This is a genomic window from Roseibium suaedae (assembly GCF_900142725.1).
Classification (GTDB): Bacteria; Pseudomonadota; Alphaproteobacteria; order Rhizobiales; family Stappiaceae; genus Roseibium; species Roseibium suaedae.
Map to the genome: position 1 here is coordinate 1111854 of NZ_FRBW01000001.1, position 22569 is coordinate 1134422.

19 protein-coding genes are annotated in these 22569 nt (G+C 62.3%); 10 read left to right on the top strand and 9 right to left on the bottom strand.

Translation table 11 applies throughout. From position 1 onward, the window contains the following. The first annotated feature begins 181 nt into the window (after positions 1 to 181). The 4 genes from BUA94_RS04990 (at position 182) to adh (ending at position 6183) form a co-directional block, all read left to right on the top strand. Positions 182 to 2344, top strand: a complete 2163-nt coding sequence (locus BUA94_RS04990; protein WP_073009564.1) for a malate synthase G — start codon at positions 182 to 184, stop codon at positions 2342 to 2344. A 742-nt stretch (positions 2345 to 3086) separates the two neighbouring features. Continuing rightward, positions 3087 to 3434 (top strand): antibiotic biosynthesis monooxygenase family protein, encoded by a 348-nt coding sequence (locus BUA94_RS04995; RefSeq protein WP_073009567.1) that lies wholly within the window; start codon positions 3087 to 3089, stop codon positions 3432 to 3434. Positions 3435 to 3582: 148 nt separating this feature from the next. Further along, the gene (locus tag BUA94_RS05000) at positions 3583 to 4530 is read left to right on the top strand and encodes a GAF domain-containing protein (protein ID WP_084081804.1); all 948 of its coding nucleotides are present in this window, start codon (positions 3583 to 3585) and stop codon (positions 4528 to 4530) included. Between the two features lie 141 nt (positions 4531 to 4671). Further along, complete coding sequence (gene adh, locus BUA94_RS05005) at positions 4672 to 6183, top strand: aldehyde dehydrogenase (protein WP_408011915.1); 1512 nt, start codon at positions 4672 to 4674, stop codon at positions 6181 to 6183. A gap of 284 nt (positions 6184 to 6467) precedes the next feature. On the opposite strand, the gene BUA94_RS05010 is transcribed toward adh, so the two are convergent. The 7 genes from BUA94_RS05010 to BUA94_RS05040 all read right to left on the bottom strand — a co-directional run bounded on the left by BUA94_RS05010 (position 6468) and on the right by BUA94_RS05040 (position 13728). Further along, complete coding sequence (locus BUA94_RS05010) at positions 6468 to 7760, bottom strand: amidase (RefSeq protein WP_073009577.1); 1293 nt, start codon at positions 7758 to 7760, stop codon at positions 6468 to 6470. Then, positions 7757 to 8866, bottom strand: a complete 1110-nt coding sequence (locus BUA94_RS05015; protein WP_208979967.1) for a M20 family metallopeptidase — start codon at positions 8864 to 8866, stop codon at positions 7757 to 7759. The genes BUA94_RS05010 and BUA94_RS05015 overlap by 4 nt, the downstream gene beginning before the upstream one ends. A 4-nt stretch (positions 8867 to 8870) precedes the next feature. Beyond that, positions 8871 to 9578, bottom strand: coding sequence for an ABC transporter ATP-binding protein (locus tag BUA94_RS05020; RefSeq protein WP_073009580.1), 708 nt, complete (start codon positions 9576 to 9578; stop codon positions 8871 to 8873). Beyond that, entirely contained in the window at positions 9578 to 10354 is a 777-nt protein-coding gene (locus tag BUA94_RS05025) for an ABC transporter ATP-binding protein (RefSeq protein ID WP_073009583.1), read from the bottom strand. Before BUA94_RS05025 ends, BUA94_RS05020 begins: the two co-directional genes overlap by 1 nt. Then, entirely contained in the window at positions 10351 to 11529 is a 1179-nt protein-coding gene (locus BUA94_RS05030; RefSeq protein WP_084081708.1) for a branched-chain amino acid ABC transporter permease, read from the bottom strand. Before BUA94_RS05030 ends, BUA94_RS05025 begins: the two co-directional genes overlap by 4 nt. Before the next feature lie 3 nt (positions 11530 to 11532). Then, positions 11533 to 12453 (bottom strand): branched-chain amino acid ABC transporter permease, encoded by a 921-nt coding sequence (locus BUA94_RS05035; protein ID WP_073009586.1) that lies wholly within the window; start codon positions 12451 to 12453, stop codon positions 11533 to 11535. A gap of 90 nt (positions 12454 to 12543) precedes the next feature. After that, entirely contained in the window at positions 12544 to 13728 is a 1185-nt protein-coding gene (locus tag BUA94_RS05040; RefSeq protein WP_073009589.1) for a branched-chain amino acid ABC transporter substrate-binding protein, read from the bottom strand. A gap of 223 nt (positions 13729 to 13951) precedes the next feature. Between BUA94_RS05040 and BUA94_RS05045 the strand changes: the two genes are divergently transcribed. From BUA94_RS05045 to BUA94_RS05055, 3 genes are all read left to right on the top strand, one after another. Further along, on the top strand, positions 13952 to 14641 hold the full coding sequence (locus BUA94_RS05045) for a cupin domain-containing protein (RefSeq protein WP_235860444.1): 690 nt from the start codon (positions 13952 to 13954) through the stop codon (positions 14639 to 14641). 192 nt (positions 14642 to 14833) lie between these two features. Beyond that, the gene (locus BUA94_RS05050) at positions 14834 to 15229 is read left to right on the top strand and encodes a (R)-mandelonitrile lyase (protein ID WP_208980011.1); all 396 of its coding nucleotides are present in this window, start codon (positions 14834 to 14836) and stop codon (positions 15227 to 15229) included. A gap of 106 nt (positions 15230 to 15335) precedes the next feature. Then, positions 15336 to 16481, top strand: coding sequence for an FAD-dependent oxidoreductase (locus BUA94_RS05055; RefSeq protein WP_073010948.1), 1146 nt, complete (start codon positions 15336 to 15338; stop codon positions 16479 to 16481). 15 nt (positions 16482 to 16496) lie between these two features. Here the strand turns inward: BUA94_RS05055 and BUA94_RS05060 are convergent, their stop codons facing one another. Both BUA94_RS05060 and BUA94_RS05065 read right to left on the bottom strand, forming a co-directional pair. Next, positions 16497 to 17978: an ATP-binding protein gene (locus tag BUA94_RS05060; RefSeq protein ID WP_073009595.1), complete on the bottom strand. Its 1482-nt coding sequence runs from the start codon at positions 17976 to 17978 to the stop codon at positions 16497 to 16499. Continuing rightward, positions 17975 to 18703: a response regulator gene (locus BUA94_RS05065; RefSeq protein ID WP_073009598.1), complete on the bottom strand. Its 729-nt coding sequence runs from the start codon at positions 18701 to 18703 to the stop codon at positions 17975 to 17977. The genes BUA94_RS05060 and BUA94_RS05065 overlap by 4 nt, the downstream gene beginning before the upstream one ends. Before the next feature lie 205 nt (positions 18704 to 18908). Between BUA94_RS05065 and BUA94_RS05070 the strand changes: the two genes are divergently transcribed. From BUA94_RS05070 to BUA94_RS05080, 3 genes are all read left to right on the top strand, one after another. Next, on the top strand, positions 18909 to 20036 hold the full coding sequence (locus BUA94_RS05070) for an EF-hand domain-containing protein (RefSeq protein ID WP_073009601.1): 1128 nt from the start codon (positions 18909 to 18911) through the stop codon (positions 20034 to 20036). Positions 20037 to 20625: 589 nt separating this feature from the next. Next, positions 20626 to 21756: a type III PLP-dependent enzyme gene (locus tag BUA94_RS05075; protein ID WP_073009604.1), complete on the top strand. Its 1131-nt coding sequence runs from the start codon at positions 20626 to 20628 to the stop codon at positions 21754 to 21756. Positions 21757 to 21767: 11 nt separating this feature from the next. Then, on the top strand, positions 21768 to 22322 hold the full coding sequence (locus BUA94_RS05080; protein ID WP_073009607.1) for a GNAT family N-acetyltransferase: 555 nt from the start codon (positions 21768 to 21770) through the stop codon (positions 22320 to 22322). Positions 22323 to 22569: the final 247 nt, after the last annotated feature.

The following is a 22569-nucleotide window of genomic DNA, read 5'->3' on the forward strand; positions in this document are numbered from 1 at the left end:
AAAATGAAGCCGATTTGTTCCCTCAGGGAAAAAGTCATTCAGGCCGGACACAGATTGACCTTGACCCTCTGCAGACCCAAAACAGGGGCATATGGTGGAGACCGCTGTGCAACACAGCCTGCGTCCTCACGCTGCCAGACATTGGGCTGCTTCCGGGCGGCCACCGCAACAGGAGATACACATGACCAGCCGTGTCGATGCCTTTGGCCTGAAGGTTGCGAGCAACCTCTATGACTTCGTCAATGACAAGGCCCTGCCGGGGACTGGCGTGGATCAGCAGCGCTTCTGGCAGGAGCTGTCGAAGATCGTGCATGATCTGGCGCCGAAGAACCGCGCCCTTCTGGCCAAGCGTGACGACCTGCAGGCAAAGATCGACGCCTGGCATCAGGCCCAGCCGGGCGTTCCTGATCTGGGCGCCTATAAGGCGTTTCTGACGGAGATCGGCTATCTGGTTCCGGAAGGTGAAAGCTTCACGGTCGGCACCCGGAATGTCGATCCGGAAATCGGCCAGGTCGCAGGCGCGCAGCTCGTCGTTCCGGTCATGAACGCCCGCTACGCGCTGAATGCAGCCAATGCCCGCTGGGGATCTCTCTATGATGCGCTCTATGGCACCGATGCCATGGGCTCCAAGCCAGCTGGCGGTGGGTTTGATGCTGCCCGCGGCGCAGAAGTCATCGCCTATGCCCGCAAGGTCCTGGATGAAGCTACCCCGCTGGCAAGCGGTTCCTGGTCGGATGTCACGGGCCTGAGCATCGACGGCGGCGTCCTGAAGATCGCCACCGGCTCCAGCTCCACGGTTCTGGCAGATGGGGCACAGTTTGCGGGCTACACTGGAGAGGCGGCAAGTCCGGCTTCCGTTCTCCTGTCCAGAAACGGCCTTCACCTCGACATCCTGATCGATGCCAACCACCCGATCGGCAAGACTGACAAGGCGCATATCGCCGACGTGGTTCTGGAATCGGCCATGTCCACCATCATGGACTGCGAAGACTCCGTTGCGGCCGTCGATGCGGACGACAAGGTGGTTGTCTATTCCAATTGGCTGGGCCTCCTGAAGGGCGATCTGGAAGAGACCTTCGAAAAGGGCGGCAAGACCATGACCCGCCGCATGAACGGCGACCGGGTCTATACGGCACCGGACGGGTCTTCCCTGTCGCTTCATGGCCGCTCGCTGCTGCTGGTGCGCAATGTCGGTCACCTGATGACCATCGACGCGGTGCTGGACCAGGATGGCAACGAAGTGCCCGAAGGCATCCTTGACGGCATGGTCACGGCGCTGATCGGTCTGCATGACATCGGCGCATCCGGCAAGCATCTGAATTCGCGCGCCGGTTCGGTCTATATCGTCAAGCCGAAGATGCATGGCCCGGAAGAAGTCGCCTTCGCGTCCGAACTGTTCGACCGGATCGAGGATGCGCTGGGAATGGCCCGCAACACCCTCAAGATGGGCATCATGGATGAGGAACGCCGCACCACGGTGAACCTGAAGGAGTGTATCCGCCAGGCCAGGGACCGGGTGTTCTTCATCAACACCGGCTTCCTCGACCGCACCGGCGACGAGATGCACACGTCCATGGAAGCCGGCCCGATGATCCGCAAGGGCGACATGAAGGCCGCCAGCTGGATTGGTGCCTATGAGAACAACAACGTGGATGTCGGCCTTGCCTGCGGCCTGCCGGGTCATGCCCAGATCGGCAAGGGCATGTGGGCCATGCCCGACCTGATGCAGGCCATGCTGGAGCAGAAGATTGGCCACCCGCAGGCTGGTGCCAACACGGCCTGGGTTCCGTCCCCGACCGCCGCGACCCTTCATGCGCTGCACTACCACAAGGTCAATGTGGCCAAGCGCCAGGGCGAATTGAAGACCCGTACACCCGCGAAGCTGGACGACATCCTGTCCATTCCGGTCGCCACCCGTCCGAACTGGTCCGCTGAGGATATCCAGGCGGAGCTGGACAACAATGCGCAGGGTATCCTCGGCTATGTGGTCCGCTGGGTCGAGCAGGGCGTCGGCTGCTCCAAGGTGCCGGACATCAACAATGTCGGCCTGATGGAAGACCGCGCCACCTTGCGCATTTCCTCCCAGCATATCGCCAACTGGCTGCGCCACGGTGTCTGCACGCAAGCGCAGGTGATGGAAACCATGAAGCGTATGGCCGCCCTGGTGGACAAGCAGAACGAAGGCGACCCGGCTTATCGCCCGATGGCGGCAGACTTCGACGCCTCCATCGGCTTCCAGGCCGCCTGCGACCTGGTCTTCAAGGGCACGGCCCAGCCCAACGGCTACACCGAACCGGTGCTGCACAGACGCCGGATCGAGTTCAAGGCGAAAAACGCAGGCTAAGGCCTCGCCCGTAACAACACTGTCCCGGCCTCGTGCCGGGACAGGAGAGGCTGGTGACAGACCTATCAATTCGTCATCCCGGAAGCAGCGAAGCGGAGATCCGGGGCCTATTCATTGCCAGAGCCTTGCAGTGCTTTGTGAAAGGAGTGCGAGCTTCTCCTGAGAGGGGATCTCTGCGTTTCCGGCCAGCCTCTCTGCGAACGAGCGGGCCCCGGATCTCCGCTTCGCTGCGTCCGGGGTGACATTCGGGGAGGGGCCTGCTTTCGAAAGTCGCGGCATGTTTGGTCAAAGCTGGGCACGTTGCTTCTGAATGTTTGGCTTGCCTGCACCTCGTTAACCCGTTGAAGAAAAAGTCTTTTGAAGTCTCCTGACTTCGAGCAGCGCTTTTGTCCCTCCTCCCCTAGGCGACACTTAGGCGTCACCCCGGGCGAGTGAAGCGAGACCCGGGGCCTACTCATTGCCAGAGCCTTGCAGTTCTTTGTGAAAGGAGTGCGAGCTTCTCCTGAGAGGGGATCTCTGCGTTTCCGGTCAGCCTCTCTCTGCGAACGAGTAGGCCCCATATCTCCGCTTCGCTGCGTCCAGGGTGACATTTGAGCGATTTGGACGGTTTCATCCCGCCGCAGCCCGATGGCCTGGCGGCCTTGATGATGGGATGCTCAGATGTTCTGTGCCCCTCACAATTTCCCCCCTTGCTCTCTGCCTCCACCTTCCCGAAACTCCCCAAAGGTGAGGAGGAATATCCATGATCGCGGTCATCTTTGAAGTGATGCCCCATGCGGAGCACAAGGCTGCCTATCTGGAGATGGCAGCGAGCCTGAAGCCGGTGCTGGAGGAGATCGACGGGTTCATTTCCGTAGAGAGGTTCCAGAGCCTGACCAATCCGGACAAGCTGCTCTCGCTCTCCGTCTTCCGGGATGAGGAAGCGCTGGCGGAGTGGCGCAAGGTGATGGCCCACCGCAAGGCGCAGACGGCCGGACGCAATGTCTTTTTCAAGGACTACCGGCTTCGGGTCGCGGGCGTCATCCGCGATTATGGCATGGAAGAGCGGGACGAGGCGCCCGTGGACAGCCGCAGTCTGCATGACAAATAAAGGGCTCGTTGCGGGCACTTGCACGAAGGCCGCTCTCCACAAGGGGAAGGGGCCGTGATTGTCACAATCTTTCCCGCAGGCGGCGTATCCGCTAACATCCCTCCAGAGGCCGCCGCAAAGGCGCCTCGGGAGGATGGAAGCTTTGGCAATGAAATCGCGTCATGCGGAACGAGTGGTGGAGGTTGCGAGCCACCCGAGCGCGGCGGCTCAATCGCGGCTTGCCGCGTCCTGGCGCCGCTCTCTTGACCATCATGGTCTTGATCCCGCGCAGAGCCTGCGTCTGGAGCGCATTTCCGGCGCTGCCCTGAGCGAGCGCCGCGAGCTGATGGACGCCATGCTGCGCGTGGCCGCCCCCAAACTGGATGCCCTGTTTCTCCTCGTCGGCAATGCGGGCTGCGGCGTGCTATTGAGTGATGCGCAAGGCGTCGTTCTGGATGCGCGCATGTCCGACGGCGATGCGTCCGCTTTCGAGGCCTGGGGTCTGGCTCCTGGCTCCAACTGGTCGGAAGCTGCCGAAGGCACCAATGGCATCGGCACCTGCATTGCCGAAGGGCGCCGGGTGATCATTCACCGGGACGAGCATTTCCACGCCCGCAACACCGGCATGAGCTGCATGGATGCTCCGATCTTCGGCGCGGAGGGCGAGCTGATCGGGGCTCTGGATGTCTCATCTGCCAGAGCCGACCAGACGGTTGCCTTCAACCAGCTCATTGCCGCGATGGTGACCCAGACCGCGCGGCAGATCGAGGCGGATACGTTCCGCGCCGCCTTTCCTCAGGCCCGCATCATCGCGGCGGGGGCGGACGACAGCGAAGCGGCCATGCTGCTTGCCGTCGATCAGGATGATATCCTGCTAGGCGCGACCCGCGGCGCGCGCAAGGCCTTCCGGCTCAACGCCACCGGTCCGGTCACAGCAATTCCCGCCTCCGATCTCTTCGGCCGTGAGGATGGCCCGGGCGGCTTCGATACGGCGGAGCGGGCGGCGGTGAACCGGGCGCTGGCCCGGGCAGGCGGCAATGTATCTGCCGCAGCACGAACCCTCGGCGTTGGCAGGGCAACACTCTACCGGCGGATGAAGCGGCTGGGGATCAACTGAAATCTGCAGGACCTGTCTCGCTAGTGGGACAGGTGCCGCGTGCGAGCAGGTCCGGACGGGGTGACGGGCGCGAAAGTTCGGAGCAGCCTCTGAAGTGTCTGGTGGAGGCCGGATCACAGAGGAGGAAATTCCATGAACCAAATGACTCAGATTGCGCGCGAATACACCTCGCCGTTCAAGACCCGCTATGACAACTTCATTGGCGGCAAGTTCGTCGCGCCGGTCAATGGCGTCTATTTCGACAATATCACGCCGATCACCGGCGCAAAGATCTGCGAAGTGGCCCGGTCGGATGCAGCCGATGTTGAGCTGGCGCTGGATGCAGCCCATGCCGCAAAGGATGCCTGGGGCCGCACGTCCGCAGCCGAGCGCTCCAACATTCTCCTGAAGATCGCCGATGTGATCGACGCCAATCTTGATCTCCTGGCTCGCTGTGAGACCTGGGACAACGGCAAGCCGATCCGCGAAACCACTGCTGCCGACGTGCCGCTGTCGTCCGACCACTTCCGCTATTATGCGGGTGTGCTGCGGGCCCAGGAAGGCACGATGAGCGAGATTGATGGCGACACCATCGCCTATCACTTCCACGAGCCGCTGGGCGTTGTCGGCCAGATCATTCCCTGGAACTTCCCGCTGCTGATGGCTGCCTGGAAGCTGGCTCCGGCTCTGGCTGCCGGTAACTGCGTTGTGCTGAAGCCTGCGGAGCAGACCCCGGCTGCCATCATGGTTCTGGCCGAGCTGATCGGCGACCTGCTGCCGGCCGGTGTGCTGAACATCGTCAACGGCTATGGCGCGGAAGTCGGCGCACCGCTGGCCAAGAGCCCGCGCATTGCCAAGATCGCCTTCACCGGTTCCACGGCCACCGGCCGCATGATCATGCAATATGCGACCGAAAACCTGATCCCGGTGACGCTGGAGCTGGGCGGCAAGAGCCCGAACATCTTCTTCAGTGACGTGATGGCCAAGGACGACGCTTTCCTCGACAAGGCCGTAGAAGGCTTCGTGCTCTTTGCCTTTAATCAGGGTGAAGTCTGCACCTGCCCGAGCCGCGCGCTGATCCAGGAAGACATCTATGATGCCTTCATCGAACGGGCGATTGCCCGGGTCAAGGCGATCAAGCAGGGCGATCCGCGCGACATGGAAACCATGGTTGGCGCCCAGGCTTCCCGCCAGCAGCAGGACAAGATCCTGAGCTATCTGAACATCGGCCGTGAAGAAGGCGCGGAAGTTCTGGTGGGCGGCGATGCAGCCGTCTTCGGCGGCGATCTGGCAAACGGCTTCTATGTTCAGCCGACCATCCTGAAGGGCCACAACAAGATGCGCGTCTTCCAGGAAGAGATCTTTGGCCCGGTTGTCTCCGTGACCACTTTCAAGGATGAGGCTGACGCGCTGCAGATCGCCAATGACACCATGTATGGCCTTGGCGCCGGCGTGTGGTCGCGCGATGCCAACACCTGCTACCGCTTTGGCCGTGAAATCCAGGCGGGCCGCGTGTGGGTCAACAATTACCACGCCTATCCGGCCCATGCGGCCTTCGGCGGTTACAAGCAGTCCGGTATCGGCCGCGAGACCCACAAGATGATGCTGGATCACTACCAGCAGACCAAGAACATCCTGATGAGCTACAACCCGAACAAACTGGGCTTCTTCTGATCCTCCCAAGAAGCAAGCACCAAGGGGCCGGTGGAAACACCGGCCGAGGTTGATGGCAAAGCAGTCAAGTTTGCTGGTCATCCCGGTTTGGTGCCCCGCACCAAGACCGGGATCTAGTATCCCGTAGAGTGAGGTTTTGAAAAAGACAATTACCTTAGATGGTTACTGGATCCCTGCCTTCGCAGGGATGACATCCAACTCTTCTTGATTTAACGCCTTTAAGGGTGACTGGGTCTTTGTCAGCATTCTGGGGCCGGTGGAAACACCGGCCCTTTTTTCACGGTTCAGGCAAATGCCTGCATCAGCCAATGGGCTGCGGCGAGAACGCCCTGGTCGTTGCCCATGGCGCCGACGACCTGAACGCCCATGGGACGGCCTTCCGCATCTGACAGGATCGGCACGCTGCAGCAGGGCAGGCCGAGAAGGCTCCAGGTGCGGTTGAAGGCCGGGTTGCCGGTGCCCGCCTCGAAGGCTGGCGCAGGGCCGCAGGAGGAGGGCGTCAGCCAGACTGCATCCGGGGCCAGGCTGTTGAAGGCCATGGCCCGCAGCCGGTTGAGGTGCTGCCGGTCTTCCCTGCGCTGGCCGGCAGAGGTCGCGCGTCCATCTGCGAGCTGCTGGGCAAGGCCTTCGGACAGCAGCTCCGGTGCAATTGCCGATTCATGGGCAAGTGCTTCGGCAGCTTCCAGCGCCATCAGCCGGACATGCAGGTCAAGCACCGGATCAAGGGCCGCAGTGAAGTCATCCGGGAGAGGAGATGGGACGGGCCCCTGAAGGGAGGCGAGCCGTTCCTCGAAGCTTTCCCAGGCCGTGACCAATGCCGGTTCTGCATAGGGCCAGGCGGCGGAGCGGAACACACCGAGGGGGACCGGTGGCGTCGATGCATCGCCGGGCTGCAGGCTTGTTCCGGTCAAGGCTTCCATGGCGAAGGCGATGTCCGGCACGTCCCGGGCAAAAAGCCCGACCGTGTCGAGGCTTCTGGACAGGGGGGCAATGCCGCTGGTCTCCAGCGTGTCAAACGACGGCTTGAAACCGACCACACCGCAGAAGGAGGCGGGGCGGATGATCGAGCCGGAGGTCTGGGTACCGAAGGCGAGGGGAACCATGCCGCAGGCAACAGCAGCGGCGGAACCGGAGGAGGAGCCGCCCGGCGTCCGGCCGGGGGCGGCGGGGTTGCGGGTGCGGCTCGGCTTGTAGCCTGCAAATTCCGTGGTTTCGGTTTTGCCGAGAACGATGCCGCCTGCCTGCCGCAGCAGGGCGATGACCGGGGCATCGAAACTGGCGGTCCGGTCCTTCCAGATCGGCGAACCGCAGCGCCAGGGCAGATCCTTGACCGCGAAAAGGTCCTTCACTCCGAAGGCTACGCCGTGAAGAGGAGCCTTGTCCGTGGACCGGTCAAGCTGAGCGGCTGCATCAAGCGCGCCCTTGGTGTTGATGTGAACCCAGGCCTCGACGTCCGGCTCCAGGGCAGCCACCCGGTCGAGCAGCTCTTCGGTTGCAGCCACGGCTGTCAGTTTGCCTTCCGCGATGGCCTTGCGTGTTTCCAGAGCGGAGCGCGGCTTCTTGTCTGTCTCAGTCATTGTTCTGTCCGGTTCCAGTCCTTGAGCGCTTCGCAGTAGATCTCTTCCGACTGGGCAAGCCGGTCAAGAGAGATGTATTCGTCGGTCTGGTGGGCCAGCGCCGGATCTCCGGGGCCGAGGATGACCGTCGGAATGCCGCCAAGGGCGGGCGTGAAGATCGAGGCATCCGTGAAATAGGGTGCAGATGCCGGTCCCGCTTCCGCGCCCGCAATGCGTCCGGCATGCTGGCTGAGAGACATCAGCCAGGGATCAGCGGGATCGGTCCAGACGGAGGGAAGATCAATGATCGTCTCGATCTCGACATCCGGGCCGAGCCGGTCCGCCAGCGCTGCGCGCAAGGGGCCGTGTTCGACGCCCGGCACGGAGCGCATGTCCAGGGTCACTTCGCACAGATCCGGCACCGAATTGGTGTTGAGGCCACCGGAGATCGTTCCGATGTTGAGGGTCGGCTTGCCCATTACTTCATGGGACTCACCCGGCACGAAATCCTCCAGGGCCTGAATGGCCTTTGCCATCTTCAGGATCGCATTCACGCCCTTGTCCGGCATGGAGCCATGCGCGGTGATCCCCCGGGTGAGAAGGCGCAGCCACAAGGCCCCCTTGTGACCCTGGGTGACCCGGTTGAGCGTGGGTTCGGCGACGATTAAGGCGCCGATGGCGGGAAGATCTCCTGCCTGCACCATTTCCCGCGCTCCGTCGGAGCCGGTTTCCTCGCCAGCGGTGATCAGAAGGGCAACGCCTCCCGGAGGCACCGGCGTGTCGATGGCTGCCCGAATGAAGGCTGCGACGCCGCCCTTCATGTCCGTGGTGCCACGGCCATAGAGCTTGTCGCCGGTAACCTCTGCCCCGTGCGGTGGCTGCGACCAGGGGGCCGCACCCAGCGGCACCGTGTCCAGATGCCCGGTAAAGCCAAGGGCTGGCAGCTTGCTGTCCAGGCCCTTCGTGGCAAGCAGATTGGAGCGGTTCGGTCCCTGGGCGATTTCCCTGCAGTCGAAGCCGGCGGATCTCAGCAGGTCAGCGCAAAAATCCATGGCCGGGGCTTCGTTGCCCGGAGGGTTCACCGTGTCGAAGGCAACGAGACGGCGGGTCAGTTCTACGACGTTCATGGCCTTATCCGAAATAGGCGGCATGCACCGCGCTGTCATTCTGCAAGGCTTCCGCCGTGCCTTCGCCCACCAGCTTGCCGCCGGACAGGACATAGCCGTAATCGGCAATGGCGAGGGTCTGGCGCACATTCTGTTCCACCAGGAAGACCGTGATCCCCTGGTCGCGAATGCCCTCGATGATGCGGAAGTTCTCCTTCACATAGAGAGGGGAGAGCCCCAGTGAGGGTTCGTCGATGAGCAGGATCTTGGGAGCGCCCATCAGGCCGCGCCCGATCGAGACCATCGCCTGTTCGCCGCCGGACATGGTGCCCGCCAACTGGTCCCGCCGTTCCGCCAGCCGGGGAAAGGCCTCAAAGACACTGTCCATGCGAGCGCGGATGGTCCGCTCGTCCCCGACCTGATAGGCACCGAGACGCAGGTTCTCGGTCACGGTCAGCTTGGGGAACATCTTGCGCCCCTCGGGAATGGCAGCGATGCCGCGGGAAATGATCTTGTGGGTGGGAAGACGCGTGATGTCTTCCCCGTCCAGCAGGATCTGGCCGCTGTGCGGCTGGGTCAGTCCCAGAATGCCGCGGATCAGGGTCGACTTGCCCGCGCCATTGGAACCGAGCAGGCAGGTGATGCGGCCTTCTTCCACAGTGAGGGAGATGTCGTGCAGCACATCGGCCTTGTCATAGGCGGAGCGCAGTCCGCGGATTTCGATGCGGGCCATCAGTCAACTCCCAGATAAGCGTTCTGCACTTCCGCGTCCGCCGCCACTTCGGCATAGGACCCTTCGGCGATCTTGCGGCCATAGCTCAGCACCACGCAGCGGTCGGTGATGCGCTCGATAACGCCCATTTCGTGCTCGACGATGATGATCGAGAGGCCTTCGCCGCGTGCCCGCACATCCAGAATGTCGGTCATCAGCTGATCGGTCTCGTCGTGGGTCATGCCCGCGGACGGCTCGTCCAGAAGCAGCAGGCGGGGCTCGGAGATCAGCGCCCGGCAGATCTCGATCCGGCGCCGTTCGATCATGGGCAGGGCCCCGACAGGTTCCATCATTCGGTCCGCCAGATTGCCGGAGAAGGTGGCAACCAGGGAGCGGGCCTTTTCAAAGGTTTCCTCATACTGCTTGCGGAAGGCCTTGCGGCCGAGAAGATTGGCGCAGATGCCGGTCTTCAGGCGCGAGGTGTCGCCGATCATGATGTTGTCGTAGATCGACAGGGGCAGGCAGAGACGCGAGCGCTGAAACGTGCGCACCACACCGGCTTCATAGACCTTGCGCGGGCTCTTGTTGGTGATGTCCTCACCATCGAAGAAGATGCTGCCCCCGCTGGCCGGATAGATGCCGGTCAGAAGGTTGAAGCTGGTGGTCTTGCCGGAGCCGTTCGGCCCGATCAGGCCGAGGATTTCGCCCCGGTTCAGGTGCATGGAGAAATCGTCCAGCGCCGTCACCCCGCCAAAGCGCTTGGTGAGGTTCCGGAACTCCAGAAGGGAATTGGTCATTGTCCGTTCCTCGCGCCGGGGAAGTAGTTGCGGATCTGGCGGGGCAGCAGGCCGTCTGGACGGAACAGCAGCACCAGCATCACCAGCACGGCGAAGAGCAGGAAGCGGTATTCCTGCAGGATCTGCAGCTTTTCAGGCAGAAGCACCACGATGGCCGCAGCAATGGCACCGCCCCAGGGGCTTCCCATTCCGCCGAGCAGCACGATGGAGACCATCAGCAGGCTGTCGGAGAAGGTGAAGGAGGTGGGGGCAATGAAGCTGATCATCATGCCATAGAGCGCACCGGCGATGCCGAGGATCAGGTTGCCGGACAGGAAGGCGAGGATCTTGGTGCGGTGGATCGAGATGCCGAAACAGGCAGCGGCTGTTTCATCCAGACGCACGGCGTCCATATGGAGGCCCAGCCAGCTTCGCTCCATGCGCCGGACGAAGGTGAATATGACAGCCACCAGGATCGCCGCGAAGACCGCGTAGTTGAAATAGAAGGAGGCTTCCATGCCGAAGAGCGTGGGGCTGTTGTTGAAGTCCCAGCCCGGCAGGCGCATGGAGTTGACCATCAGGCCCTGAGGGCCGCCGAGGATCTCGTTGACTTCCAGGAAGGTCTTGAACAGCACGCCGAAGGCAATGGTGACCACGGCTGCATAGTGACCGGTGGTGCGCACGATGGGATAGACCAGCAGCAGGCCGAGCGCCATGGCGACCAGGCCGCCTGCGACCAGGGTCAGAAGCGGGGGGAACCATTCCACGTTGCCGAAAACCGCTGCGGTGTAGGCGCCTGCGCCAAAGAAGGCGGCGCCTGCGAAATTGACCATGCCCGTGTAGCCGAACTGGATGTTCAGGCCGAGGGAGGCAAGGAAATAGAGCAGGGTGGTGGTGAGCATCAGCAGCGGGAAATGCTGGTCGGAGAGGGTGAAGATCACCGCCAGAACGCCAATGAGCGCGCCCAGGTTGAGGGGCTTTTCATGAGCGGACCAGGAGGCCTTCACCTTGTTGCCAAGGCCGGTGAACAGACCGAGGACGACGACCGCGGCGGCGAGGGCGATCAGCCCCATCACTTCCCAGTCTTCTTCCGCAATCAGCAGGGCCCAGCTGTAGACAGCCACGAAAAGGATGGTGAGAACACCGGGAAGCCAGCCTTTGGGCCGGGACGGCGTGTCGATGGCAATATCGGTCATCTGTCAGACTCGGTCGCTGGTACGTTCGGGGATGAGGCCGGTCGGCTTCCAGGCCATGATCGCGATGACCACGGCAAAGGCGAAGACGTCCTTGTAAGCGGAGGCAAAGGGCAGCAAGGCCGAGCCGACCACCTGAAGGCCTGCGAAGATGAAGCCGCCGAGAATGGCGCCGTAGAGGTTTCCGAGGCCGCCGACAATGGCAGCAGAGAAGCCGATCAGCCCAAGCAGCAGACCCATCCCGAAGTTGATTTCATTGTAATAGAGGCCGTTCATGATGCCGGCGAAGGCAGCAACGCCGGACCCGATGCCGAATGTGGCAAGCACCACGACCATGTAGTTGATGCCCATGGTCCGCGCGGTTTCCTCATCCTGCGCGACAGCGCGGATGGCAAGGCCGAGGCGGGTGCGGTTGAGCATCAGGTTCAGGCCCGTGATCAGTCCAAGTCCCGCGACAACCAGGATGACGCTGTCGGCGCGCAGCAGGAAGCCGCCGAGATCGACAGAGGCATCCGGCAGCAGGGACGGAAAGGCCTTCGGATTGGAACCGTTCGGATAGAACAGGCGGACAGCTTCCCGGATCGCCGTGCCGAGCATCAAGGTGATGAGCAGGGTGTTCAGCGGCGGGGCCTTCTTCAGGGGCAGGACCAGGTACTTCGCGATGGCGGCCCCGGCTGCTGCCGTGAAGGCCATGCTGGCAATCAGGATCAGGACAAGCTGGACCCAGGGGTTTGAGATCCCCGCGGCTTCCAGTCCAAGCCAGACGGTGAAGCCGGCGAAAGTGCCAAGCATCAGGACGTCGCCGTGGCTGAACTTGATCACGTCCAGAACGCCGAAGAAGAGGGTGAAGCCAACGGCCACAAGGGCATACATCGTGCCGAGCATGATGCCATTGGCCAGGTATTGTGCGAGAAGTCCGATATCCATGATCCGAGCCTTTGAGCGGGAAGAGGACGCAGTTCAAATTGCCCCGGGCCGGTCGGACCGGTCCGGGGCTGCGTCATTCGACAGCTGGGGTTACTGCTTGCCGGGAAGCTTGCGTGCGCCGGAGGCGTATTCGCTGTCTTCCCAAACAACCCACTGGCCGCTCTGAGCGACGTAGGGGGTGATCAGGGCCACGGTGTTCTGGCCATGATCGTCAAAGGTGATCGGGCCGGTGATGGACTCGTGATCCTTCACGGTTGCCATGTAGGCAACGATCTTCTTGCGGTCCGGACCGACTTCCTCGATGGCATCCATCAGCAGGCTCGTCGCGGCGAAGGCGAAGGGGCCATAGGCTTCCGGCGCGCTGTCGTAGCCTGCCTTTTCATATTCGCTCAGGAAGAAGGCGCCGCCCGGCAGCTTTTCCGCAGGAGCCCCTTCCAGGAAGGTAACGGATCCTTCGGCAAGCTCCCCTCCGAGGCCTTCAAAATAGGCGTCGGACTTGATGCCGGACACGCCCTGGAAGACGGCTTTGATGCCGAGCTTGTCCATCTGCTGGCGCACGCGCACACCCAGCGGGGTGAGGCCAGCGAAATAGACAACATCCGGATTGAGCTGCTTGATCTGGGTGAGCTCGGCGGTGAAGTCCTGCTGATCGGAGGTCACGCCGAAAGCGCCGAGGATCTTGCCGCCACCTTCTTCCAGATACTTGGTGAAGTAGGTGTTGTGGCCCTTGCCGTAGTCGGTGGTGTCGTGGATCACGGCCCAGGTCTTGTAGCCCTGTTCGAGCATGAACTTCGCGGCGGTCTCGTTCTGGTTGATCATGGTCCCGTTGACGCGGGTGATCTCGCCATATTCGTTGCCATAGGTGATGTCCGGGAGAACCGCGCCCCAGACCGTCATCGGCAGGCCGAACTTATGGTAGACGTCCACGGTGCCCATGGCCACGGCCGAGCAATAGTGGGCAATTGCGCCAACGACCTTGCGGTTTGCGGCAAGTTTCGTGGCCACCTGCACGCCGACGTTCGGCTTGCACTCGTCGTCCAGCGCTTCGATTTCGTAGGTGTATTTCGCATTCGGATCGGCATTGCGCAGCTTGACGGCAAGGTCTGCCGAATTGCGGCCGCCCAGACCGATGGAGGACACGCCGCCGGTCAGCGGTCCGATGAAGCCGATGTGAACAGTGTCCTTGGCGAAGGCCGGGCCAGTGGCCAGCAGGCTGGCGGCGGTGGCTGCAGCCAGTGTAAGTCTTTGCGTTTTACGCACAAACCTGGAATTCATTGCATTGTCCCTCTGTGGTATCTGCGATAGCGTTGCTGAGATCGCCTTCTTTGGGCGACTTGAATGGCATTCATGCCTTGGGGAGGGAGCCTGACAAAAGTTTGAATGACATTCAACTTTTTAAAAATGACTGACTATAAAAAGTGAATGAATTTCAATTTTTGAATTGCAATTGAGCAATGAACGGCACCTTGAGCGCAAAAAATAATCAGGCGGAACCCGCATGACCCAACACCACAAGCCGGCCTCCGGTCCGGCGTCAGCACTTCCGGAGGATGCCGGAGAGGAAGATTCTCTGGTGCTGGCAACGGGCCTTGGTGATGCGGAGCCCTTGCATGGCATGGCCCTGTCCGATCTCGGCGCCAGGGTGCGCGAGGCGCGCAAGGCCAAGAAGATGACCCTCAAGGCCGTCGCGGCCGAAGTCGGCTGTTCGCCGTCCATGCTGTCTAAGATCGAGACGGAGCAGGCGACCCCTTCCTTGCGGACGCTGCACCGGATCGTGGCCGTGCTTGATACCTCCATCGTGCATCTTTTCGGGGCCGATCCCGCGCCGGAAGGTGAGGAGATCAGCATCATCCGCGCCAGTGGCCGCCCCTCGGTTCGGGTCCGGCGCGAAGGCGGGGGCGGGGCCATTCTGCTCGAACGCCTGTCACCGACCTTTCCCGATCTGATGCTGGACGCCAACATCCACACGCTGGAACCGGGGGCAGAGAGCGGCGGGGATATTCATCACGCCGGTCAGGAAGTCGGCTATGTGCTGCAGGGAACTGCGGAACTGATCGTGGCCGGCAAGACCTATGTGCTGGGTCCCGGCGACAGTTTCTACTTCGCCTCCACCTTGCCGCACCGCTACCGGAACATCGATAAGGGCGTGACCCGGATACTCTGGGTCGCCACACCTGCCACGTTCTGAGCCCCGGAGCTGTACCTAGATCTGGATCTCGAAAGAGAATTCCGCCCGGCCGCACTTACGAAAAGCGCTTCATCGGCTTATTCTGCCCTGATCTGGGGCTCTCAGGTTCCTGCTTTCAACAGGCAGACCTGAGTGCTCGAAAACGGGCTTTCCGCCGCAAGATCTGTATCCGGAGACTGTCCCATGAGCTATCTGACGATCTACAAGGCCGGGTCGCGGCCGACACAGCGGGCCAATCCGGAGTATTTCACCGGCACGGTCTGGATGGAGCCGGTGATCGATGCGCCGGGACCGGCGCGGATTTCCGCAGCGAAAGTCATGTTCGAGCCCGGTGCGCGGACGAACTGGCACACGCACCCCTATGGCCAGACCCTCCAGGTGCTGACGGGGGCGGGCTATGTGCAGGTGGAAGGGCAGGACCGGCTGGATATTCTGCCGGGCGACACGGTCTGGATTCCCCCGCATATCAAGCATTGGCATGGGGCACGGGCGGACTGCGTGATGGTTCATCTGGCACTGCAGGAAAAGGAAGGTGCCTCGGCTGCCGACTGGCTCGAGCCGGTCAGCGACAAGGACTATGCCGGATAGGTGTTTTTGAGGGCAGGTGGCCTTTGCCCCGGCACGCCAATGGCAGTTGGGCACAGCCGGTTTCTTCCGGTCTTTTGACCGTGTTTGTTTGTATCTGGATTCCTTTATGAAAATTGCGATCGCCGGCGCCGGTATCGGCGGCCTTGCCGCTGCCACGCTTCTTTCCCGCGCGGGCCATGAGGTCTCCGTTTTCGAGCAGTTCCTGTCACCTGCCCCCGTTGGGTCTGGGCTGATGATCCAGTCCGCAGGCCTTGCTGTTCTGGACAGATTGGGCGCAGGCCCGGCGGTGCGGGAGATGAGTGCTCCGGTCAACCGGATCCTCGGGCGTTCTGCCAGCTCCGGTCGGCGGGTGCTGGATGTGCATTACGGCAAGGAGACCGGGCGGGGCATTCACCGTGCAGCCCTGTTTCAGGCGCTCCATGATCAGGCACAAGGCGAAGACATCCGCTGGATGACCGGTCACAAGATCACGGGAGCCGAAAAGGGGAGGCTCCTGTTCGAGGGGCAGGCGCAGAGCGAGCGCTTCGATCTGATCGTGGACGCCTCCGGCGCATCTTCCGCCCTGTCCCCCATGCGCCCGAAGCCGCTGCCATTCGGCGCTGTCTGGGGCACGCTTGACTGGGTTGAGGGCGCGATGCCGGAGGATCACCTGTCCCAGCGCTATCTGCGGGCCGACAGGATGATCGGCATCCTGCCCGTTGGTGTCCTGCCCGGCGGAACGGTCAGGAAAGCCGCGTTCTTCTGGTCCCTGCCGCAAGACGGTCATGAGGCCTGGCGCGCCCGCGGCCTTGGCCCCTGGAAGGAGGAGGCGCTTTCTCTGTGGCCTGAAGTTGCTCCCTATCTGGACCAGATCACCGACACCAGCCAGTTGACCATGGCCCGCTACAGCCACGGAACGCTTTCACGCCCCTATGAGGATGGCATTGTCTTCATCGGCGATGCGGCCCGGCGGGCGAGCCCGCAACTGGGGCAGGGGGCGAACATGGCTTTACTGGATGCTGCCGCTCTCGCGGATGCACTGGAGCGGCTGCCGCTCAATCAGGCCTTGCCCGCCTATGCCCGGCGGCGGCGTTGGCACATCCGGATCTATCAGCTGATCAGCGCCATGTTCACGCCAGCCTATCAAAGCGACAGCAGGCTCCTGCCGCCGATCCGGGACAATCTTCTGTTCCCGCTCAGCCAGGTGCCGCCCATGCCGTTTTTGCTCAGGCAGCTGGTGTCGGGGCAGCTGTTCCTGCCCCGGCAACGGTGACCCGCAGGCGCAGGGTCACTCCACCGGGAGACGGATTTCCGCTTCCAGTCCCCCTTCCGGATGGTTCCGGAGCGTGATGGTTCCGCCGTGGGCGTGGATGATGGAGCGGGCGATGGCAAGGCCAAGGCCGATGCCGCCGGTTTCCTCGCTGCGGGATTCCTCCAGCCGGACGAACGGTTCGAACACATCCGACACGCGGTCGGGAGGAATGCCCGGCCCCTGATCCCGGATGCGGATCAGCGCTTCCTTGCCTGCGGTCGACAGGTCGATGCGCACCGCCGAGCCGTAGCGGATGCCGTTTTCGATGATATTGCGCAAGGCCCGTTTGAGGGCAAGTGGCCGGCAGATGGCGAAGACTGGGCTGCTGGCCTCGCTCAAGGCTGCGTCGTGGCCAAGTTCCGTCTGGTCGCAGACCAGCCCGTCCAGCAGGTCCTTGAGGTCCGTTCTTGCGGTTTCCTCGCGGGTTGCCTCGTCCCGGGCGAAGGACAGGGTGGCCTCGGTCATCTGCGCCATTTCTTCCAGCGTCTCGATGATTTTTTCCCGGTTTTCGTCATCCTCGATGAATTCCGCCCGCAGGCGCAAAGACGTGATTGGCGTCCTGAGGTCATGGCTGATGGCGGCCAGCATGCGGGTGCGGTCGCTGACGAACCGGGTCAACCGGTCGCGCATGTCGTTGAAGGCGCCGGTCAGAGCACGGAATTCCGTCGGCCCGTTCAGCGGCAGCGGCGGCACATCTTCGCCCCTGCCAAAGCGGTCGGCGGAGCGGGCAAGCTCGCGCAAGGGGCGAGATATCCGGCGCATGGCAAGCGCGACGATCAGGATGATGGCCGCAATCGACAGGCTCATCTGCAGGGCCAGCGGCAGGATGCTTGGCGGAGCCGGGCGATAGTCGGTCGCCATGTTGAACCATGAGCCATTGGCCAGTTTGATCGACAGGGTCAGGTCGATCTGGGGACGTCCCCGCTCGTCGTCCCGGTGGAAATTGCGGGCGGCCAGCCGCTTTTCCCTGAGGTCCTCGCGCTGGGCATCGCTCAGATCACGCTGGGCGCGCTGGGCACGCAGCTCGCGGGCGGTGTCGGCACCGAGAAGGCGGCGGGTCACGCCTGCGCCCTTGCGGATGAAATCCAGGTCGATCCGCACTTCCCTTGAAGGGATGAACTGGGCGGAGACATAGTTCTGCAGGTCGATTTCGGACGGCTTGCTCGCAGGCTTTGCCACCACCGGCTCCGGGCCGATCCAGAAGGCGGCGCTGCGGCTGGAAGAGGCTTCGAGAATGCGCGGGTGCAGGGAGACCGGCGTGTCCTCAATCAGTTTCGTCAGGGAAACGGAGCGGGACAACACATTGTCTCTGGCGGCTTCCATCAAGGCAAGGCGCCGCTCGTCGTGAAAGGCCCACAGGCTGATTGCCTGGGCCGTCACGACTGCCAGCACCAGAAGGGTGATCAACTGGCCGCCCAGGGTGGAGGGCAGCAATGCGCGGAGAAAGCGCTTGATCATGCTGCATTGTCCTCAACCGCTGCGGTGAACATATAGCCGCCGCCCCAGACGGTCTTGATCAGCTTCGGGTCCTTGACGTCTTCCTCGATCTTCCGGCGCAGGCGCGAGACCTGGTTGTCGATCGACCGGTCGAAGACATTGGGCGTGCGGCCGCTGGTCAGGTCCAGCAGCTGGTCCCGGTTCAGAACCATCTTTGGACGTTTCAGGAAAGCGCAGAGCAGCTGGAACTCGCCGCTGGAAAGCGCAACTGGCTCGCCTTGCGGATTGAACAGCTCACGGCGCGGGACATTCAGCACCCAGCCGTCGAAGCCCAGGGTCTCCTGGCTGACCGGATCCCGGTCCTTCGGCACCTGATTGACCCGGCGCAGCACCGCGCGGATGCGTGCCAGCAATTCGCGCGGATTGAACGGCTTGGTGACATAATCATCTGCGCCGATCTCCAGCCCGATCACCCGGTCCGTGTCTTCCGCCATGGCTGTGAGGAGGATCACCGGCATGCTTTCCGCATTGACCAGGTGGCGGCAGAGGGACAGTCCGTCCTCGCCGGGCATCATGATGTCCAGGACAACGAGATCGACAGCCGCCGCCTTCAGCGCCTTGCGCGCATGGGCAGCGCTTTCCGCCGTGGAGGCCCTGAAGCCGTTCTTGACCAGATAACGGGCAAGGGTCTCGCGGATGTCCCGATGGTCGTCCACGACCAGAATATGGGGGTTGGGCTCAGTCACCTGTCTCTCCGGGTTGCTGTCATTTTCTGTCTAGTTCCTGAGATAAGGTCAGGGAAAGCTTGGTGTTTGGTGAAATTGTAACAAGATGTACCGCTGTTCGTCATGGAGACAGACAGGTACACTTGGCCCCTCATCCAAGGGTATTTCTGCGACAAACATTCCCTAGGTTAGGATCGTCAAGACGTACCACTAGGAGTTCATAACCATGAAACCGTTCAGGACAATTGCAATTGCGGCACTGGCCGCTGGCGTCGCCGGCTCCGCAGTCACCGCCTTCGCCCAGGGGGGCGGCGATTGGGCCGGTGGAGCGCAGATGCATGGCAAGGGCCCGATGGGCTGGCACAAGGGTGGTAAAGGCCCGGGCCGGGACCGGGGTGCCAAGCACATTTTTGAAAAATTCGATCAGAATGGGGATGGCGTCATCACCCAGGATGAAGTCAATGCCGTCATCGAAGCCCGCTTCAAGGCCGCTGACAAGGACGGCAACGGGTCCGTGACCCTTGATGAGTTCAGCGAGGCAGCCCTGGCCGAATCCAAGCCGATGCAGGTGCGGATGTTCCAGCACCTCGACCGGGATGGGGACGGCACGGTCACCACGGAAGAGTTCAACAAGGCCACCGACCGCATGTTCAGCCGTCTGGACCGGGATGGCGACGGCTTCCTCGCCCCGGCACCGCGCGGTGCAGGCGGAAAGGACAAGCCCGCTGGTGAAGCTGGCAAGGACAAGCCTGCGAATGGCCGGGACGGGGACCGGGATGGTGACCGCGATGGCAAGGGCCGCCGCGACCGTGATGGCATGATGCCCGGAATGGGACATGGTATGGGCCATGGAATGGGCATGGGCCCAATGGGCGGCGGCATGTTTGCCTTGCTCGCCCAGTTCGACACCGATCAGGACGGCAAGGTCAGCCGCGAAGAATTCGATGCTGGCCGGGCGAAGTTCTTTGCCCTTGCCGACACGGACGGTTCCGGCGGGTTCTCCCTGCAGGACTTCCCGGCCATCTGGCTGGAAGTGACCAAGCCGCACACGGTCCGCATGTTCCAGCGGCTCGACCAGGACGGTGACCTGGGTCTGACCCAGGAGGAAATGGCCGGTCCGATGGCGAATTTCGTCGAGGACATGGACCGCAACGGCGACGGTGTCGTCACCAAGGCTGACTTCCGTCATGGCAAGCGCCATGGCAAGGACGGCCGCGATGGCGACCGTGGAGGCCGTCATGGTGAGCGTCACGGCGATCGCCATGGAGAACGTCATGGAGACCGGGGCGGTGAAGGCCGTCACGGCAAGGGAATGTGGTTCCATGGCGGCGGCGAACCGGATCAGGACAACTGAGGTCCGGATCGTCTAATCCCGAGTGATGGAGAAGGGGCGCTTTGCGCCCCTTCTGCTTTTTTGACAGGGCAATAGCCTCTTGAAAGCCTTGAGCTTTCCTGGGTTTTTTGAATGCGCCGCACTGTGTGCGGTGCACATTCAAAAAAATGCGCGTCACCTGAAATTTCCTCTTGAATCGAGGGGCAAATAAGCGCATCTACGGGGTGCCCAAATTCGCACGTGCCCGTGGTCGTCCACGTAGAAGTGCCAAACTTCTGACGGGGCCGCTGATGATCCATCAAGGGATGGCTCAGCAAACCGGACGGCTTAAAGCAACGACGTAAGAGGGCCTTTTAGTCTCTGCCGGGGTTCCATCCTCCGGGGTCACTTTTGAGGCACTTATTACATCATTGCCAGACGTGCGGTTCGGTCTTCCGATCCAATCAACGGCATCACACGCGGGTAAGCGTCCGGTCACCGTTTGTCCAACGGTCCCGTCGCCCAACCGTCGCCATATGCAAGCGCTTGCCTTCCCGGTTCCACCTCGGGGGATCGTACGCTCTTACATCTGGCTACCTGCGACGTGAAGTTGAATTGACGGGAGTACCCGATGAGCGAACGCATCCGCGATTTTCTCCGCCAGCGCCAGGGTGAAGGCCCATGTGTCGTGGTGGATCTGGACATCGTCCGTGACAATTACAGTGCCTTTGCCAAGGCGCTGCCGGACACGTCCGTCTTCTATGCCGTCAAGGCGAACCCGGATCCGGCCATCCTGAGCCTGCTGGAAAGCCTCGGCTCTGCCTTCGATTGTGCCTCTGTGGGCGAGATCGAAATGGTTCTGGCCACCGGTGCGGATGCAACCCGGATTTCCTATGGCAACACGATCAAGAAGGAGCGAGATATTGCGCGCGCCTACGAACTCGGTGTCCGGCTCTACGCCGTGGACAGCTTCGAAGAAGTCGAAAAAATTGCCCGTGCGGCTCCAGGGTCCCGCGTCTTCTGCCGGGTCCTCTGCGACGGCGCAGGCGCAGAATGGCCGCTCTCCCGCAAGTTCGGATGCGACCCGGCCATGGCTCCAGACGTCCTCGAACACGCCCACCGCAACGGACTTGCAGCCTACGGAGTCTCGTTCCACGTCGGCTCCCAGCAAGCCAATCTTGGCGCATGGGATTTCGCTCTCGCCATGGCGGCAGGCGTCTTCAAGGAAATGGCCTTCCGCGGCATCGAGCTGAAGATGGTCAACATGGGCGGGGGCTTCCCCACCCGTTATCTGAAAGACGTTCCCGGTGTGCCGAGCTACGGTGAGGCGATCTTCGCCGCGCTGGTCAAGCATTTCGGCAACCGGCTGCCGGCAACGATCATCGAGCCGGGCCGTGGTATGGTCGGCAGCGCCGGCCTGATCGAAGCCGAAGTTGTTCTGATCTCCCGCAAGTCCGCGGAAGACACTGTCCGATGGGTCTATCTGGACATCGGCAAGTTCCACGGACTGGCGGAAACCATGGATGAGGCCATCCGTTACCCGATCCGCACAGCGCGCGATGGTGACCTGACCGCTCCCTGTGTCCTTGCAGGACCAACCTGCGACAGCGTCGACGTGATGTACGAAAAGACGCCGTATGAACTCCCGGTCAGCCTGTCGATTGGCGACAAGGTCTTGATCGAAGCCTGCGGCGCTTACACCACCACCTATTCCACTGTTGGCTTCAACGGCTTCGCACCGCTCGCCTCCTACGTCATCTGAAGGCTCACGCCATGATCGACATTGTTGATGAAGCTCCGGTCCACATCGGTGCCCGGGAAGACCTGCTCGACCGCTCCTTCGGTCCGGACCGTTTTCTGAAGACCTCCGAGCGTCTGCGCGAAGGCCGTATTCCTGCCTTTGCCTTCACCGCTCTGGACGACGAAGGCAACCTGGTGGGCACGCTGCGCCTGTGGCATGTCACCGACGCTCTGGGCAACCGTGCCCTGCTGCTCGGCCCGCTTGCCGTGGAAGAATCCTGCCGCAGCCAGAAGGTTGGCGCGCGCCTGATGCGTCATGCGCTGAACCAGGCCGCCGTTTCCGGTCATGGCGCCATCATTCTGGTGGGTGATCTGCCTTACTACGAGCGGTTCGGCTTCGGCGCCGGCCACCTGGAAAACGTGACCATGCCTGGCCCAGTCGACTGGCACCGGTTCCTTGCCATCGATCTGGTGGAAGGCACCACGGCGCAGATGTCCGGCTGCCTGGAAGCTGCCGGTGCGGTGGACCTGTCCGTGGCCACTTCCCGGCGTCCCGCCCGCCGCGCCCTGCGCCGCCGCGCTGCCTGATCACAGCAGGCATCTTTTCCGGCATGAATTCAAACCCCGGCCACGTGCCGGGGTTTTCGTTTGATGACAAACCTGTCGCCCGATCATAGCGGGGCATACTCAGTCTCGTTAGACAGCCGAAGCTCGCACTACGGTCACCCCGGACGCAGCGAAGCGAAGATCCGGGGCCTACTCATTTGCAGAGAGGAATGGATGGAATGGCGTGCGGACAGAGCCTGCAAGCTCCTCCTGTTTGGAATGACTTGAT